A 16,331-nucleotide genomic window follows, 5' to 3' on the forward strand; every position below is an offset into this window, starting at 1 on the left:
ATGCTGCGGATGGCAACCACGGCGTTGTGTCCACCGAATCCGAACGAGTTGTTCAGAGCCACGATCTGTCCTGACGGCAGCTCGCGCGGAGTGCCGGTGACAACATCCAAGGGGATCTCCGGGTCCTGGTTTTCCAGGTTAATGGTCACCGGGGCCTTGCGTTCCTGGACGGCGAGCACGGTAAGCACCGATTCGACGGCACCGGAGGCACCCAACAGGTGTCCCATCTGGGACTTCGTGGCCGACACCGAGACGTTGTCCAAGTGGCTGCCTAGTGCGGCACGCAAGGCGGTGTACTCGGGCTTGTCACCCACGGGCGTCGAAGTGGCGTGCGCATTGACGTGCACGACGTCCTCGGGCTGGATGCGGCCGTCGAACATGGCTGCCTTCAGGGCGCGAGTTGCCCCCAGGCCCTCGGGGTCCGGGGCCGTGATGTGATAGGCATCGGCAGTGACGGAGGTCCCGGCCAGCTCGGCGTAGATGTGGGCACCTCGAGCCAGGGCGTGTTCCTCGGCTTCGAGCACGAGAGCGCCGGCTCCTTCGCCCATGACGAATCCGTCGCGGTTCAGGTCGTAGGGGCGTGACGCGTGTTCGGGATCGTCGTTGCGCTTGGAGAGTGCCTGCATGGCGGCGAACGAGGCCATGGGCATGGGGTGGATCGCTGCCTCGGCGCCACCGCACATGACCACGTCTGCCTTGCCGGCGCGGATGAGGTCCAGGCCAAGGTGCATGGCTTCGGTGCCCGAGGCGCAGGCGGATACGGGCGTGTGTGCTCCGGCGCGTGCGCCCAATTCGAGGCTGACTGCAGCGGCTGGGCCATTGGGCATGAGCATCGGTACGGTCATCGGCAGGACACGGCGGGGGCCCTTTTCCTTCAGGGTGTCCCAGGCATCGAGCAGGGTCCACACGCCGCCGATCCCCGTGGCGAAGGCGACGGCGAGTCGGTCGTGGTCGACCTCTTCGATGCCTGAGTCCTTCCAGGCCTCGCGGGCCGCCACCACGGCGAATTGCGTGGAGGGGTCCATGCGCTTGAGTTCTACACGAGAGAGCACATCGGCAGCCGGCGTGGAGGCCTTGGCAGCAAAGTGCACGGGGAGTGCGTACTTTTCGACCCACTCATCGGTCAAGGTGTGGGCGCCGGATACACCCTTCAGGGCGTTGGCCCAGAGGGTGGGGACGTCCCCACCGATCGGCGTGGTTGCGCCGAGGCCGGTGATTACTACTTTGCGAGCCATCAACATACTCTCTGTGTGGTGTTGCAGGTGGCGGAAGCAGGATGCTTCATGCCAGACGTTGTGGAGGGGTGGCCCACCGACCTCGGTGGGCCACCCCGAAGACCATGGCTTCCCGGCATGGTGCCCTCAGGCAACCTGCGGGGAAGGAACAGGGTGGATCAGGCCTGGGCGTTGGCGATGAAGTTCACTGCGTCACCGACGGTCTTGAGGTTCTTGACTTCCTCGTCGGGGATCTTCACGTCGAACTTCTCCTCGGCGTTGACGACGATCGTCATCATGGAGATGGAGTCGATGTCGAGGTCGTCCGTGAAGGACTTGTCCAGCTGAACCGCTTCGGTGGCCAGGCCGGTCTCTTCGTTGACGATCTCGGCGAGGCCGGCCAGGATTTCTTCGTTGCTAGCCATGAGGCTCCCTTTCTTTTGTGCCGGGACTCTCCCGACAATCATTTCCCGTCCGGTGGACGGTGAACTCTAGTGTTGTCCGCTCAATAGCCTAGGGCAGGACAATGACCTGCGCGCCGAATACGAGCCCCGCGCCGAAACCGATTTGCAGGGCAAGCGAGCCCGAGAGCTCGGGACGCTCTTCCAACATGCGGTGCATGGCCAGTGGGATCGAGGCAGCGGAGGTGTTGCCGGTGTCGGCGATGTCGCGGGCGATGGCCACGGTTTCGGGCAGCTTGAGTTGCTTGGCCATCTCATCGATGATGCGCATGTTCGCCTGGTGCGGCAGGAACACCGAGAGGTCTTCGGCAGTGATGCCCGCGGCGTCCATGGCGCGCTGGGCTTCCTTGGCCATGCCCCACACGGCCCAGCGGAAGACCGTCTGGCCGTCTTGGCGCAGGGTCGGCCACAGCTTGGCTTCGGTTCCGGCGACGAGCGCGTCGCCCTGCGGGTCCTCCTCGGCCTGGACGGCGACGTCACGCAGGTCCAGCATCGAGTGGGTCATGCCGATGGCATCCCACTTGCTGCCATCCGAGCCCCAGACCGAGGGGCCGATGCCCGGCGTCTCGGATGGGCCGACGATGACGGCTCCGGCGCCGTCTCCGAGCAGGAAGGAGATGGTGCGCTCGTGGTTGTCGATGATGTCCGAGAGCTTCTCGGCACCGACGACCAGCACGTACTCGGCGGCGCCGGACTTGACCAGGGCATCCGCCTGGGCAACCCCATAGCAGTAGCCGGCGCAGGCGGCGGAGATGTCGAAGGCCGGTGCCGGGGTCGCGCCGAGGCGGTCGGCCAAGGCAGCGGCTGCAGAGGGGGTCGCGTAGGGGGAGGTCACCGTGGAGATGATGACTCCACCGAGCTGCGAGCCCTCGATGCCGGCATGCTGGAGGGCTCCGCGGGCCGCGGTCTCGGCCAGGTCCAGCAGGGAGGTCTGCGCGTCGGCGCGGCGACGGGTGACGATTCCGGTGCGCTTCTGGATCCATTCATCTGAGGAATCGATCCATTGGCAGACGTCTTCATTCGTGACGACGACGTCGCCGCGTGCTGCGCCAACGCCCATGATCCGGGTGAATTCCCGGGGGGTGTTTTGGGTCAGTACTGCGCTCACGTTAGTTCCTGTCCTCTCCGGTGGCCATCTGGCCGTGTTCTTTGATGAATTCGCGGGCCGTGTCCAGGTCCTCGGGGGACTTCAGGGCCAGGGTGGGGACACCCTTCAGGCCGCGGCGTGCCAAACCCACCAGGGTTCCTGCCGGTGGAAGTTCGAGGATGCCGGTCACGCCCATCGACGCCATTGACTCCATGCACAGATCCCAGCGGACCGGTCGGGAGACCTGGGCAACCAGGCTGGCCAGGTTGGCGTCGCCACTGGCCACGGCAGCGCCGTCGTAGTTGCTCAGCAGGGGAGCGGCAGGCACAGCGGGGTGCAGGGACGGCACCAGGGCCTCCAGCACTCCGACGGCCGGTGCCATGTGCTCGGTGTGGAAGGCGCCGGCAACCTTCAGCGGGATGACCCGGGCCTTGGCCGGTGGCGCAGCGACCAGGGCTTCGATCTGCTCGAGGGTTCCGGCGGCGACGGTTTGCCCGCCACCGTTGGCATTGGCGGCGGTGAGGCCGGCGGCAGCGAGGGCAGCTGCGACCTCGTCGGGGGCGCCGCCGAGGACGGCTGCCATGCCGGTGGGAGTGGTGGCAGCGGCTTCGGCCATCGCGTTGGCGCGTTCGCGCACAAAGGCCATGGCATCACTCTCGGGGAGGGCACCAGCCAAGGCCGTCGCGGTGATCTCGCCGACGGAGTGGCCAGCCAGGACCGTGGCCGCCGGCAGGCTCGGTGCGCCGTCGGTTCCCCCGAGCAGGGCGCGGGCCGCAATCAACCCTGCTGCGACGATGAGCGGCTGGGCAACCGCGGTGTCCTTGATGGTCTCCTCATCGGAAACTGTCCCATGCGCCACGAGGTCGCGGCCCGTGAGATCGGAGAGTTGCTGCAGATGTTCGGCGACACCGGGCACCTCCAACCAGGGAGAGAGGAATCCGGGGGTCTGGGAGCCCTGTCCGGGGCACACGATAGCTAGCACGATTCCAGCTTTCCAAAGATCGGGGAATTGGCGGGTGTCTTGCGGCACGAAGCTGCACGAGAGGCTTTAGAGGAATCCTACAACGAGTCACCTGCGTCGAGCCGTCCGACGACGAGCGCGGTCTGCAGCACGAACGCCTCCCGGGGAACCAGCGGGTCCCACCCGGTGACGTCGCAAACGCGCTTGAGCCGGTACCTGACCGTGTTGGCATGCACGAACAACTCACGGGCAGTTCCCTCCAGCGAATGCCCCAATGCCAGGTAGCTGGACAGCGTCTCAATCAGGCCGTTGCCGGCCCGTTCGAGTGGTTTGTGGATGCTCTCCACCAGCGCCGTGCGGGCCGCGGCGTCCCCGTTCATGACGCGCTCGGGCCAGAGATCGTCCGCCGCCACGGGGCGGGGGGCCAGAGGCCAGGCGCGGGCGGCCGCGATGCCCTCGAACGCTGCGTGGGCACTGGCTGCGGCATCGCGCAGGCTGGGGGCTTCCGGCCCGTAGACGATGGGCCCGGGGCCGAAGTACTCGGCGAGGCGGGCGAATGTTGCTTCCTGTTCCCGGACGCCGCCGAGCATGAGGATCAGCCGGTCGCCTTGGATGCCCACGAGACAGTCCTTGGCCACCCGCTGCCCCACCCGACGCAGGTCCCCGACAAAGGTGGCTCCTGCGTCGTCCGGGGCGGTGCCGACGATGACGTGGATCCCCGACTGGGACGTCCAACCGACCGCCGCGATGCGCGATCGCAGTGCATCCGGGCTTTCCCCACGCAGGACGGCGTCGACGACCAGGGCCTCAAGCCGGCTGTCCCACGCCCCGCGGGACTCGGCGGCACGGGCGTAGACATCGGCCGCAGCGAAAGCCACCTCGCGCGAATAGCGCAGCACTGCCTCGCGCAATTGCACCTGTTCGGCATCCGGAGCGAGCTCGGGAACCTGGTTCTCCACGACCTCCACGATGGTGCGGATCAGCTGCAGCGCCTTCTGCAGCGAAATCGAGCGAGTCAACTCTGTCGGAGCCGTCCCGAAGACGTCGGTGAGCACCCACTGGGGGGAAGAGGGACGTTCGTACCAGGAGACGAAGGAGGCTATGCCCTTCTGTGCCACCAGGCCCAAGGCAGCCCGCTCCTGGGGGCGCAGACCGCGATACCAGGGGAGGGATTGGTCCAGGTGCTTGAGGGCAACGGTGGAGAGGATCCCGAGGTGGGATTTGAGCCGTTTCAGGGTCTCGGGGCTTGCCTTGGGCTGGCGGACGGGGCGGATGCGGGGGGATCCGGTGCCCGGACGCTCATCTGTCATGCCCCCACCCTACGCACTGCCCGGCTCATGCTCCATTTTGGAGGATCGCTACAAAAATGAGGTGCCCCCGACAACTTGCGACTGCAGGTCATCGGGGGCACCCGGTACAACGGTGTGGCGTTGGTCAGGAATCGCCGCCCGCGTTGCCGGAAGTTCCGGCGTTCACGTCGTCGATCCGGTACTTCTCAAAGGCCTTCGCGGCGGCCGACTGGTCGACCTCGCCGCGGCGTCCCAGCATCTCCAGGGCCTGCACGACGACGCAGTGCGCATCGATCTTGAAGAACCGGCGGGCGGCGGCGCGGGTGTCGGAGAAACCGAACCCGTCAGCACCCAGGGTGGCGAAGTCGTTCGGGACGAACTGGCGGATCTGGTCCGGAACGGCCTTCATGAAGTCGGTGACGGCCACGACCGGTCCGGTGGCACCGGACAGCTTCTGGGTCACGTACGGAACGCGCTGCTCGGCACCGGGCTGCATGAACGCCTCGGCCTCGGCGGCCAAACCGTCGCGGCGTAGTTCGGTCCAGCTGGTGACGGACCAGACGTCGGCTGAGACGCCCCATTCGTCGGCGAGGATCTGCTGGGCTTCCAGGGCCCACGGGACCGAGACGCCGGAGGCCAGCAGCTGGGTGCGTGGTCCGTCGACGGTGGCCGGGGACAGGAGATAGATGCCCTTGAGCAGGCCTTCGACGTCCAGGTCCTTCGGTTCGGCTGGCTGCAGAATCGGTTCGTTGTAGACGGTGATGTAGTACATGACGTTGGGGTCTTCGTGCTCGCCCCCATACATGCGCTGCAGGCCGTCCTTGATGATGTGACCGATTTCGTAACCGTAGGCCGGGTCGTAGGTGACCACTGCCGGGTTGGTGGAGGCCAGGATCGGGGAGTGGCCGTCAGCGTGCTGCAGGCCCTCACCGGTCAGGGTGGTCCGCCCGGCGGTGGCACCGATGACAAAACCACGCGTCATCTGGTCCCCAGCGGCCCAGAAGAAGTCTCCGGCCCGCTGGAACCCGAACATCGAGTAGAAGATGTAGACGGGGATGAGCGGTTCACCATGCGTGGCGTAGGACGTTCCCGCGGCCGTCAGCGCGGCCGTGGAACCCGCCTCGTTGATGCCGGTGTGCAGGATCTGGCCCTGCGGGGACTCCTTGTAGGCCAGGACCAGGTCGCGGTCCACCGAGAGATAGTTCTGGCCCTTGGGGTTGTAGATCTTCTTGGTGGGGAAGAGCGAGTCCATGCCGAAGGTGCGTGCCTCGTCGGGAATGATCGGGACCACGCGGTCACCGAATTCCTTGTCGCGCATCAGGTCCTTGAGCAGGCGCACGAAGGCCATGGTCGTCGCGGCTTGCTGCTTGCCGGACCCCCGCTTGGCGACTTCGTAGGCCTTGTCCCCGGGCAGGGGAAGTTCCTTGTGCTTGGTCCTGCGTTCCGGGACCGATCCACCCAGGGCGGCGCGGCGTTCCATCATGTACTTGATCTCCGGGGCGTCGGCACCGGGGTGGTAGTACGGCGGGGAATACGGGTCGGCTTCGAGCTGCTCGTCGGTGATCGGGATCCGCAAGTGATCGCGGAAGGCCTTCAGGTCCTCCAGCGTCAGCTTCTTCATCTGGTGGGTCGCGTTGCGGCCCTCGAAGTGCGGACCCAGCCCGTAGCCCTTCACGGTCTTGGTCAAGATGACCGTGGGCTTGCCCTTGAACTCGGTCGCTGCCTTATAGGCGGCATACATCTTGTGGTAGTCATGGCCACCACGCTTGAGGTTCCAGATCTGGGCGTCGGTCAGGTCCGCGACCATTTCCTTGGTCTGCGGGGTCTTGCCGAAGAAGTGCTCACGCACGAATCCACCGGATTCGGCCTTGTAGGTCTGGTAGTCCCCGTCCGGGGTCTGGTTCATGATGTCGACCAGGGACCCGTCCTCGTCCTTGTCAAGGAGGTCGTCCCACTCACGACCCCAGACGACTTTGATGACGTTCCAGCCGGCACCGCGGAAGAACGCCTCGAGTTCCTGCATGATCTTTCCGTTGCCGCGCACCGGCCCGTCGAGGCGCTGGAGGTTGCAGTTGATCACGAAGTTCAGGTTGTCGAGCTTCTCGTTCGCTGCCAGTTGCAGGAAGCCGCGGGAATCGGGTTCGTCCATTTCGCCGTCGCCGAGGAAGGCCCAGACGTTCTGGTCCGAGGTGTCCTTGATCCCGCGGTTGTGCAGGTAGCGGTTGAGCTGGGCCTGGTAGATCGCGTTTGCCGGGCCGATGCCCATGGACACGGTGGGGAATTCCCAGAAGTCGGGCATCGAGCGCGGGTGCGGGTAGGAAGGCAGGGCATGGCCGGCCTTGGATTTCTCCTGCCGGAAGCCGTCGAGGTCCTCCTCGGTGAGCCGTCCTTCCATGAAGGCGCGGGCATACATGCCGGGGGAGGCGTGGCCCTGGAAGAAGACCTGGTCTCCGCCGCCGGCGTGGTCCTTGCCGCGGAAGAAGTGGTTGAAGCCGACCTCGTAGAGGGTCGCGGCTCCTGCGTAGGTGGAGATGTGTCCACCGACGCCGATATCGGGGTGCTGGCCACGGTGGACCATGATTGCCGCGTTCCAGCGCATCCAGGCACGGTACCGGCGCTCGATCTCCTCGTTACCGGGGAACTCGGGTTCCTGGTCCACCGGAATCGTATTCACATAATCGGTGGTGGTCACCATCGGCACACCGACGCTCTTGGCACCCGCACGCTGCAGGATGGAGCGGACAATGAACTGGGCGCGTTCCGTGCCCTGTGATTCGACCAGATCGTCGAAGGATTCGAGCCATTCGGCGGTTTCCTCCGGATCGCGATCCGGCAGCTGGCTGGTCAAACCACTGCGAATGTGGGAAATGTGTTCCTCTTCAGCCACGTCCAACTTCTCCTCGTTACGGGTAACAGCGTGGGGAATGCGACGTTCCCGTTGTTGGACCGGGTGGCGTCGCGGCGGCAGAACCGCCTGGCGATGAACGCATGCCGGGTGGGCGTGCAGTCCATCCCGACCACTGTAGTTGCCTTTGTCCCGCTATGCGTAGCCGGAAAGGGTCCGGGTGACGTTGGTTACGCGGCGCCCGGTGGACGCATACGGTGCTTGCGCCCCGCCTGGGGTCACCGTGATGGGGGTGAATGGGCCCCGGAATCCGGGTTTGCGGCGTGTCCGCGGGGTCTGCGCTTGATGGGAAGGGTTTAAAGGTGTTGGCTTGTGGTGTGTATCAACCACTAGTAGGAGGAGAAACGTGAGCGACGCCGGAGCGGCCAATACCGGGGCTGTGGAAAAGTTGGGCTTCAAAGATGGAGACCTGATCCAGGAACTGGGCTACGACGACGACGTTGATGACAATCTCCGCGATGCGTTGGAAGAAGCCACGGGCAGCGAATTGCTGGCCGAAGACGACCACGAGGTGGTCGACGGGATCTTGCTGTGGTGGCGGGATGGTGAAGGCGACCTGGTCGATGAACTCGTCGATTCGCTGACCACCCTCGACGAAGGTGGTGTCATCTGGCTGATGACCCCCAAGTCCGGACGCGACGGGTACGTCTCACCTGCGGAAGTGCAGGAGGCCGCTCCGACTGCTGGCCTGCACGTAACCAGCACCGAGGGCGCCTCCGCCGACTGGACCGCGACGCGGCTCGTGGCCCGCCGCAAGAACTAGGTGGAAGTATCGGACCACCCTCTCGTGGGTGGTCCCGTACCCGCGTTTGAACTGCAGAACCAGTTCGGCGAAACGGTGACCCCGGCACGCAAGGGAAAGGACCGTTACTTTCTGGTCTTCTACCCCTTCGCGTTTTCGCGCGTGTGCACCGCCGAGCTGGTGACCCTGGAGCGGATGAGGCCCAAGCTGGAGGCCGCCGGCGTCCAATTGCATGCCGTTTCCGTCGACCATAAGTTCGCGTTGCGTGCATACGCTGCCGAGCAGGGGATCGGCTTCGACCTGTTGGCCGATTTCTGGCCGCACGGTCAGGTGGCGCGGGCCTTCGGGTGCTTCGACGAGGTGCAGGGCCGGGCCCTCCGATCCACATTCCTGGTCTCGGGCGGGCAGGTGGTCCACCACTTCGCCAGCGACGTGGGCACCGCGCGCCGAGAGCAGGACTATCTGGACGCCGTCGGACGACTGCACGACTGACGGCAACTCCACCGTTCGGGACGGTCGATGACTGCCGGTCATGGACAGGAGCACTGCCGATTGGCGCCGTGGGCCTCGGCCCGGTAGGCTCAATCCCCGCAAGGGCCTTTAGCTCAGCTGGTAGAGCGTCACGTTTACACCGTGAATGTCATCGGTTCGATCCCGGTAGGGCCCACCAGCAGGCGTCGTAGGAGTCACGGCTACCCCGTGCTCGACCCGCCAAGACCGCGGTCCCCCTCGAGGGGGCCGCAGTTTTTTTGTTTCCGCCCGGCACACAGGACCTAGGCTGTCCTGCATGGAGAACCTGCTGCCGGCCGACTGGACGACATGGCGGAGCACGTCGCCGCTGGGCGGACGGCGGCCCACCACGGCGGATCTGGCAGCTGCCGCCGAGACGGGGACGGGCCGCGAGGATGTGTTGCCCTACCCGACAGACCACCAGGCTGCCGGAACGCTCCGACTGCTCATCGTGGGCATCAACCCCAGCCCGTGGACGGCGGCAGTGAATGCACCCTTCGCCCGGCCCGGGAATCGGTTCTGGACCTCACTCGCGCTGGCCGGGGTCATCGAGGAGACGGTCGACGCCTCCCGGGGCCTATCGGCGCCTGACGAGAGGATGCTGGCGCATCGGGGGATCGGCATCACCAATATCGTGTCCCGGCCGTCGGCCCGGGCGGATGAACTCACGGCAGCTGAACTGCGTGAAGGCGGAGCCCGCCTCGTCGAGCGGGTCCGCGTTCTGCGCCCCGGTGCCGTGGGCCTGCTGGGAGTCACGGCGTTCCGCACGGCATTCTCCCTCCCGAAGGCGAAACCGGGTCTCCAGCCACCCGATGCCGTCGCCACGTGGCCGCGCGAAATTCCCCTGTGGGTGCTACCCAACCCCAGCGGGCTCAACGCCCATGAAACGGTCGCCTCCTTGGCACGGAAGTGGCAGGACGTCTGGGCCGCAGCCGGCGCCAGCTGATCCGCCGAGTCAGCGCTCCAACGACTCATTCCGAGCCGGCAGCAACAGTGAGAGCCCTATCGCGGCACCGGTGATGGCGGTGGTCCACCAGAACGCTGCCGCGTATCCGGCAGCAGGGTTGGTGCGGGTGGCTGCTGCGGTCAGGACGACGGCGATGAGCGCCGTGCCGAATGCCCCGCCGAGCTGCTGCACGATCCGGGTGATGGCCGATGCATGGGGCATCTGTTCCGGACGGATATCGAGATAGGCGACGGTCATCACGGGAATGAGGACCACTCCGAGGCCGAGGCCACGGACGAACAGCGAGGTCTCGAGCAGCCACAGGCTGGTTCCGGTGTTGGCCAGGGCAAACGGGACAGTGGCCGCTGCAATGACCATGAACCCGACAACGGCCACCCACCGGGCACCGAATTGGTCGACCAGCTTGCCCGCCACCACCCGGGCCAACAGCGAACCGACACCTTGGGGAATGAGCAACAGTGCTGCGTCCAGGACGCCGTATCCGCGCAACTCCTGCAGGAAGAGTGGCAGCAGGAACGTGCTGGCCAGCAGGACGGCGCCGACGGCCACCAAGGTGATGGAGGAGGCCCGCACGGAACGGACGCCGAGGAGCCTGAGGTCGACGAGTGCCGCGCCGGCGCGACGGATGGCCCACGCGGTGAATCCAGCCAAGAGCATTGCCCCACCGATGCCGGGCAGGAGGACATCGGATCTGCCGAAGCCGCCGGCGGCATGCACGTTGGAGAGGGCATAGAGCAGGCCGGCCAAGGCCGGGACCAGGAGCACGACGCCGATGACATCCAAGCGTTGTACGGGCTCCTTCCGCTGGGGCTGATCCCGTTTGATGTAGAGCAGCGCGAGAACCAGTCCCGTGACGCCGACCGGAACGTTGATGAGGAACAGCCACCGCCAGTCGAGCCAGTTCAACACGAAACCTCCCAACACCGGCCCCAGGATGGGACCCAGTGCGATTGGCAGGGACACGACGGCCATCGTGCGGGCCATGGCCTCACGCTCGATGTGCTGCATGGCGAGTGTCTGCATCAGCGGGAACATGATGCCGCCGCCCAGACCCTGCAGGATGCGGAAACCAATGAGCGATGCGGGGTTCCACGCGCAGGCACACAGGACCGATCCGACGACGAACAACCCCAGGCCGAAGAGCCAGAGTCGCTTGCCGCCGAACCGCGCTTGGGCCCAGGGGACCAGGGGAATGGCGACGGCGAGTGCCAGAAGGTAGCCGGTGCTCACCCATTGGATCGTTGAAATGGTCGCGTGGAGTTGCACGGTCAGTGTGTGGATGCCGATGGCGACAATGGTCGTGTCGAGGATTGCCGTGATCCCGCCGACGATCAGTGCCGCGAGCAGTTTTGTCGTGGACTGCGCTGCAGCTGGAACCTCAGCTCGAATGGGTCTCATCAGGTTCTACTATTAGGAACGTATCCGTTCACTATACTAGGAGTCTACAATAGGGAACGCAAGCGGTTCTAAAAAGGAGGGGCCATGGCTTCGACCAGGCGACGTGGTGCTGAGCTGGAAAACGCGATCCTGGGTGCCGGCTGGCATCAGTTGCTCGAGGCCGGCTATACCGGCTTCACCTTCGAAGCGGTCGCAGAACGCGCGCAGACCGGCAAGGCTGCCCTCTATCGCCGCTGGCCGAACAAGGAGGCGCTGTTGCTGGCGGTCCTGTCCAACAGCTATCTAGGCATCTCCCGGGAGCTCCCCGACACGGGTTCCCTGCGCGGGGACGTGCTGGGGTTGCTGCGATCGGCCAATCGGCTCGGTGATAGCGCGGCCGCCGTGTTCAGTGCTGTGCTCGGTGCCTACTTCGACGAGTCAACGACCACGCCGGCGCACCTGCGGGATCAGCTCCTCGAAGGTCGAAATCGAGCGATGCCCCGGATCATCGAGCGCGCCATCGAACGAGGGGAGATCAGCGGCGCACTTCCGGCGCGGGTGGCGAACCTGCCCTTCGACCTGTTGCGGCACGAACTCATCATGAACCTCGGACGGGTGTCGGAGGAGAGCATCGTGGACATCGTTGACAGCGTCTTCATTCCCCTCGCCATGTCAGGTGCTCACTAGTCGTGCGTGGGCCGTCGGCGCTGGGCCTTGAGGTCCGATCTGCGGCCCTTGGCCGCCAGTCGTCGTCGCTTCGAACCCTGGGTGGGTTTTGTCGCTCGACGCTGTGGGCCGGCCGGGGCCAGGGCTGACGCGAGCAGCTCGGCGAGCTTGTCCACGGCGATCTCGCGATTGCGCAATTGCGAGCGTTGTTCGGAGGCCGACACCGTGAGGGTTCCGGACGTGAGGCGGGGTCCCAGGCGCTCCACGAGCTGTTGGCGCTGTTCATCGGTGAGGACCTTTGAACCGTAAATATCCCAGAGGAGCTCCACCCGGCTATCCGAGGTGTTGACGTGTTGGCCGCCCGGTCCGGAGGATCTGGAGAAGCGCCACCCCAGCTCCGAGGAAGGGATCCTCAGTTGGGGTGATACCTGGACGTCCATGGAACAAGCTTTGCACGAGCCGCCATCAAGCGATATCGGCGGGCGGTGGGGATGCCGGTGGAGGAGTGGTCCGACCGGGCCGGTCTTCATGCGCTGGCACGCAGGCCCCCGGGCGAACTAGAGTGGGAAGCAGTCACGGAGCCGTGTCCGGCACCGTTGAGTGCCCGGGCACCAGCTCAATCCTGTTCCCAACAGATGGAGTCCTGATGAAGGCACAAATCGGCGTCACCGGCCTCGCGGTCATGGGCGCGAACCTCGCCCGAAACTTCGCACGCAACGGCTACACCGTCGCACTGCACAACCGCTCGGTGGAAAAGACCGATGCCCTCCTGGAAGCCCACGGCTCCGAGGGCGAATTCATCCGCACCGAGACGATGGAAGAGCTCGTCGAATCGCTCGAGACCCCGCGCCGCGTGCTGCTCATGGTCAAGGCCGGCGGCCCCGTGGACTCGGTCATCGACCAGCTGGTCCCGCTGCTCGAAGCCGGGGACATCGTCATTGACGGCGGCAACTCGAACTTCCAGGACACCCGCCGCCGCGAGGCCGCACTGGCCAAGAAGGACCTGCACTTCGTGGGCATCGGCGTCTCCGGCGGCGAAGAGGGCGCACTGCTGGGCCCCTCGATCATGCCCGGTGGCTCCAAGGAGTCCTACGACGCGCTCGGCCCGATGCTGGAAAAGATCTCAGCCCATGTCGACGGCGACCCATGCTGCGCCTGGATCGGCACCGACGGCGCCGGCCACTTCGTGAAGATGGTCCACAACGGCATCGAGTACGCGGACATGCAGGTCATCGGCGAGGCCTACGACCTCTTGCGTTCCGGCGCCGGCATCGAGCCAGCGGACCAGGCGAAGATCTTCTCGAAGTGGAACGAAGGCGACCTAGCCTCGTTCCTCATCGAGATCACCGCCGAGGTCCTCGGCCACACCGACGCCAAGACCGGCAAGCCACTCGTTGACGTCATCGTGGACTCCGCGGGACAGAAGGGCACCGGCCGCTGGACCGTTCAGTCCGCACTGGACCTGGGGTCCCCGACGTCCGCCATTGCCGAATCCGTCTTCGCCCGAGGCCTGTCTTCGCAGCGGGACCAGCGCGCCGTCGCCCAGGAGGTTCTGGCCGGCCACGAGCAGCAGGTCGACCTTGGCGATGACTTCGTCGAGGATGTCCGCCAGGCACTCTTCGCGTCCAAGCTCGTCTCCTACGCGCAGGGCCTGGACATGCTCACGGCTGCCGCCGCGGAGTATGACTGGGAGCTGAAGCTTGATGAGATCGCCTCGCTGTGGCGGGGTGGCTGCATCATCCGCGCCGAGCTGCTCAAGGACATCACCAAGGCCTACGCCGCCTCGGACAAGCCGGCCAACCTGCTCTTCGACCCCACGTTCGCGCAGGCGATCGCCGGTGCCGTTCCGGCCTGGCGCCGCGTGGTGGCCACCGCCGTCGCCCTGGGCATTCCGGTGCCGGTGTTCTCCTCCTCGCTGGCCTACTACGACGGTCTGCGCCGCAAGCGTTTGCCTGCCGCGCTGACCCAGGGTCTGCGCGACCTCTTCGGTGCGCACACCTACAACCGCGTGGACGCCGAAGGCACCTTCCACACCCAGTGGAGCGGGGACAAGACGGAGATCTCGGCGGTCTCCACGCACTGACCCGCAGCGCCACCCGGGCGGTCTCGCCGCCCACCCACTGAGGACGACGCCGGAGCCCAGGTTCCGTCGTCGTCCTCAGTGCTGTACGGCGTCTCCTCGGCAAGAGCACGGAAACTACTGGGGCCGGTCCTCCAGCTCCCGCTCACAAGCCATGCGCAGGGGGGACTGGTGGCGCGGCCTATCACCGCCCTGGGCCTCGTCGGCTATCTCATTTCGGCCGGGAGGGAACAGCCGCAACTGATCGACGACATCTTGGTCGTGGGCGGGTCGCAGGCTTCGATGCCGTGGTCAGTAGGGCCAGCTCCAGCCGCCGTTGTTGTTCGGGTCGTAGACGACGGTCCCTGAGGAATACGGGACGTCAAGGACGATCTTCCCGTGGACTTTTTGGCCGGGGGTGATCATGGCCGGCGCCAGGACGTCATCGGCGTAGCAGCCCCACGAAGCCTCGGAGGCGACTTCGCGGTCGATCACGCCGTTGGTCCCCATCACGGAGAAGGCCTGGGCCACGAGGGGCATGAAGACATCATCCTTGGCCAGGTCGACTTCATTGGTGATGCGCTGGTCCATGGTCGCCACCACGTCCAGGACCAGGAACGTCTTCCGGTCGGGTTTCATGGTGAAGCTTCCGACCCGGGCAGGGCAGTTCGAGGTCCGGGTGACGTGCTGGACTTCGATCGAGAACAGTCGCTTGCCGGAGTCGTCGGCGAGCACGGCTGCTTCCCCGACCTTCTTCTCGACGTTGTCCAGCGCATCGGTGGTGACGCGGGTGCCGTCAGATGGGTCGACGGTCAATACCGTCGGCCCTTCGTCTTGTGGCGCTGGCGATTTGGAGGAGTTTGCCGATACCGCGGTGAATGCCAGCGAACCCGACACCAGAACTGCGGCGCAGGTCGCGGCCAGGGCTGATCGTTTGAAGCGCATGGTCTCAATACCTGTTCAAGTAGTCGCCGGAGACCACGAGGATCCCTGACTTTTTCATGTAGCTGGTCATGGATTTGGAGGCAACGTACGCCCACACGTTGGCGCCCGAGGAATCCTTGACGAGCTTGCGGTTGTAGTTCTGGGTATCCAGTGGTTTCTTCGGGTCAAAGCGTTCCCACGTATCCATCTGGGCCAACGTGGCCGTGTGGACCGACGGCTTGAATTTCATTCGTTCCACGACCACTTTGCGGCTGGCGGTGCTGGGAACCATGTATGACCACCAGGTCTTGTCCTTGCGCAGATACAAGGCGTGGTTGAGCGCCTTGGTCTTGGTTTCGGAGGCCGTCTTCCCCTTGATCAGGAAGTAGGCCGACTGGCCGTGGCGGAGCGTCCCGTAGACCGCTACATCGTATTTCCCATGGGTGGACAGGTACTTGTTGATGATCCAGCCCTTGCCCTTGCTGGTATTGACGTAGGACCAGCCGCCCACGGTCTTGATGTACTCCACGCGGGTCCACGCGCCGATGACGCCGCGCGAGGCGTACTTGGTGCTGTTGCCCGAACGCATGTTGACGTTGTAAGTGGGCCAACGATAGGTCTTTTTTGTTGTTTTCGTGGTTTTCAAGTACTGGGAGCTGACCCAGCCGGTGTGTCCCGATGCCTTGACCTGCCACCACGTGCCCGACTTCTTGCCGGTCGGGACGACCACCGTTCCCGACTTCAGCAGTGCCACGCGCTTGTAGGCTGTGGACGGTCCAGAGCGCATGTTGAGATTCGCCGTGGTGCGGACCACGGTCACCGTTGCCATCGGCAGATGTACCGCCTGCGGGGCCGATCGGTGTATTCCAGCCGGGTGGCTGGCCGGGGTCGAGGCAGCGGGGGTGGCCTGCGCTGGAGCCATTGGTGCCATCACGAGGGCAACCCCAAATGCCAGGGCAAGACCGCTTCTGCGTCGGTGCGGGTGTGCCCGCGCCGGCGTGTAGCCCGGATCGTGGACATTGATGGATGGGCCGAGTGGTTTGCCTGGCATCATCATGTGTGGATCTTCCCCTTTAATCCAATTGCGCGAGCAACTACGGGCGACGTTAGCCTGTTCGACAGACAAAAGGAAGACCGCGGCACAAATTGACCTCGTGGGATCGCGGGCG

15 protein-coding genes and 1 tRNA gene are annotated in these 16,331 nt (G+C 65.4%); 6 read left to right on the forward strand and 10 right to left on the reverse strand.

Annotated elements, in window-relative coordinates; genetic code table 11:
• From fabF to aceE, 6 genes are all read right to left on the reverse strand, one after another.
• Positions 1-1,235: beta-ketoacyl-ACP synthase II (fabF, locus tag ABD088_RS05605; protein WP_343900659.1), on the reverse strand; the 1,235-nt coding region annotated here is incomplete at its 3' end.
• Positions 1,236-1,393: 158 nt separating this feature from the next.
• Positions 1,394-1,639 carry an acyl carrier protein gene (locus ABD088_RS05610; protein ID WP_343900660.1) on the reverse strand — a complete coding sequence of 82 codons (246 nt, stop codon included), beginning with the start codon at positions 1,637-1,639 and terminating at the stop codon, positions 1,394-1,396.
• Positions 1,640-1,727: 88 nt separating this feature from the next.
• Positions 1,728-2,735 (reverse strand): beta-ketoacyl-ACP synthase III, encoded by a 1,008-nt coding sequence (locus tag ABD088_RS05615; protein WP_343900755.1) that lies wholly within the window; start codon positions 2,733-2,735, stop codon positions 1,728-1,730.
• A 49-nt stretch (positions 2,736-2,784) separates the two neighbouring features.
• Positions 2,785-3,744 carry an ACP S-malonyltransferase gene (locus tag ABD088_RS05620; protein WP_343900661.1) on the reverse strand — a complete coding sequence of 320 codons (960 nt, stop codon included), beginning with the start codon at positions 3,742-3,744 and terminating at the stop codon, positions 2,785-2,787.
• 77 nt (positions 3,745-3,821) lie between these two features.
• On the reverse strand, positions 3,822-5,033 hold the full coding sequence (locus ABD088_RS05625; protein ID WP_343900663.1) for a PucR family transcriptional regulator: 1,212 nt from the start codon (positions 5,031-5,033) through the stop codon (positions 3,822-3,824).
• A gap of 124 nt (positions 5,034-5,157) precedes the next feature.
• Positions 5,158-7,899, reverse strand: a complete 2,742-nt coding sequence (gene aceE / locus ABD088_RS05630) for a pyruvate dehydrogenase (acetyl-transferring), homodimeric type (protein WP_343900665.1) — start codon at positions 7,897-7,899, stop codon at positions 5,158-5,160.
• A 364-nt stretch (positions 7,900-8,263) separates the two neighbouring features.
• Here aceE and ABD088_RS05635 point away from each other — a divergent pair, with 364 nt between their 5' ends.
• From ABD088_RS05635 to ABD088_RS05650, 4 genes are all read left to right on the forward strand, one after another.
• Complete coding sequence (locus tag ABD088_RS05635; protein WP_343900666.1) at positions 8,264-8,680, forward strand: DUF3052 domain-containing protein; 417 nt, start codon at positions 8,264-8,266, stop codon at positions 8,678-8,680.
• A gap of 24 nt (positions 8,681-8,704) precedes the next feature.
• Positions 8,705-9,151: a redoxin domain-containing protein gene (locus ABD088_RS05640; protein ID WP_343900668.1), complete on the forward strand. Its 447-nt coding sequence runs from the start codon at positions 8,705-8,707 to the stop codon at positions 9,149-9,151.
• Between the two features lie 102 nt (positions 9,152-9,253).
• A tRNA-Val gene (locus ABD088_RS05645) sits at positions 9,254-9,329 on the forward strand.
• A 117-nt stretch (positions 9,330-9,446) separates the two neighbouring features.
• Complete coding sequence (locus ABD088_RS05650; RefSeq protein WP_343900669.1) at positions 9,447-10,115, forward strand: mismatch-specific DNA-glycosylase; 669 nt, start codon at positions 9,447-9,449, stop codon at positions 10,113-10,115.
• Positions 10,116-10,124: 9 nt separating this feature from the next.
• Here the strand turns inward: ABD088_RS05650 and ABD088_RS05655 are convergent, their stop codons facing one another.
• Complete coding sequence (locus ABD088_RS05655) at positions 10,125-11,534, reverse strand: MDR family MFS transporter (protein WP_343900670.1); 1,410 nt, start codon at positions 11,532-11,534, stop codon at positions 10,125-10,127.
• A gap of 84 nt (positions 11,535-11,618) precedes the next feature.
• Between ABD088_RS05655 and ABD088_RS05660 the strand changes: the two genes are divergently transcribed.
• A complete protein-coding gene (locus ABD088_RS05660) occupies positions 11,619-12,200 on the forward strand; it encodes a TetR/AcrR family transcriptional regulator (RefSeq protein ID WP_343900671.1) in 582 nt (193 codons plus the stop codon).
• On the opposite strand, the gene arfB is transcribed toward ABD088_RS05660, so the two are convergent.
• Positions 12,197-12,619: an alternative ribosome rescue aminoacyl-tRNA hydrolase ArfB gene (gene arfB, locus ABD088_RS05665; protein ID WP_343900672.1), complete on the reverse strand. Its 423-nt coding sequence runs from the start codon at positions 12,617-12,619 to the stop codon at positions 12,197-12,199. The genes ABD088_RS05660 and arfB overlap by 4 nt on opposite strands.
• 206 nt (positions 12,620-12,825) lie before the next feature.
• On the opposite strand from arfB, the gene gndA reads away from it, so the two are divergent.
• Positions 12,826-14,262 (forward strand): NADP-dependent phosphogluconate dehydrogenase, encoded by a 1,437-nt coding sequence (gene gndA / locus ABD088_RS05670; RefSeq protein WP_343900673.1) that lies wholly within the window; start codon positions 12,826-12,828, stop codon positions 14,260-14,262.
• Positions 14,263-14,550: 288 nt separating this feature from the next.
• Here gndA and ABD088_RS05675 read toward each other — a convergent pair whose 3' ends face one another.
• Both ABD088_RS05675 and ABD088_RS05680 read right to left on the reverse strand, forming a co-directional pair.
• Entirely contained in the window at positions 14,551-15,183 is a 633-nt protein-coding gene (locus ABD088_RS05675; RefSeq protein ID WP_343900674.1) for a hypothetical protein, read from the reverse strand.
• Positions 15,184-15,187: 4 nt separating this feature from the next.
• On the reverse strand, positions 15,188-16,084 hold the full coding sequence (locus tag ABD088_RS05680) for an SH3 domain-containing protein (protein ID WP_343900675.1): 897 nt from the start codon (positions 16,082-16,084) through the stop codon (positions 15,188-15,190).
• Positions 16,085-16,331 lie beyond the last annotated feature (247 nt).

The organism is Arthrobacter rhombi (assembly GCF_039526245.1).
GTDB classification, from domain to species: Bacteria; Actinomycetota; Actinomycetes; order Actinomycetales; family Micrococcaceae; genus Arthrobacter_H; species Arthrobacter_H rhombi.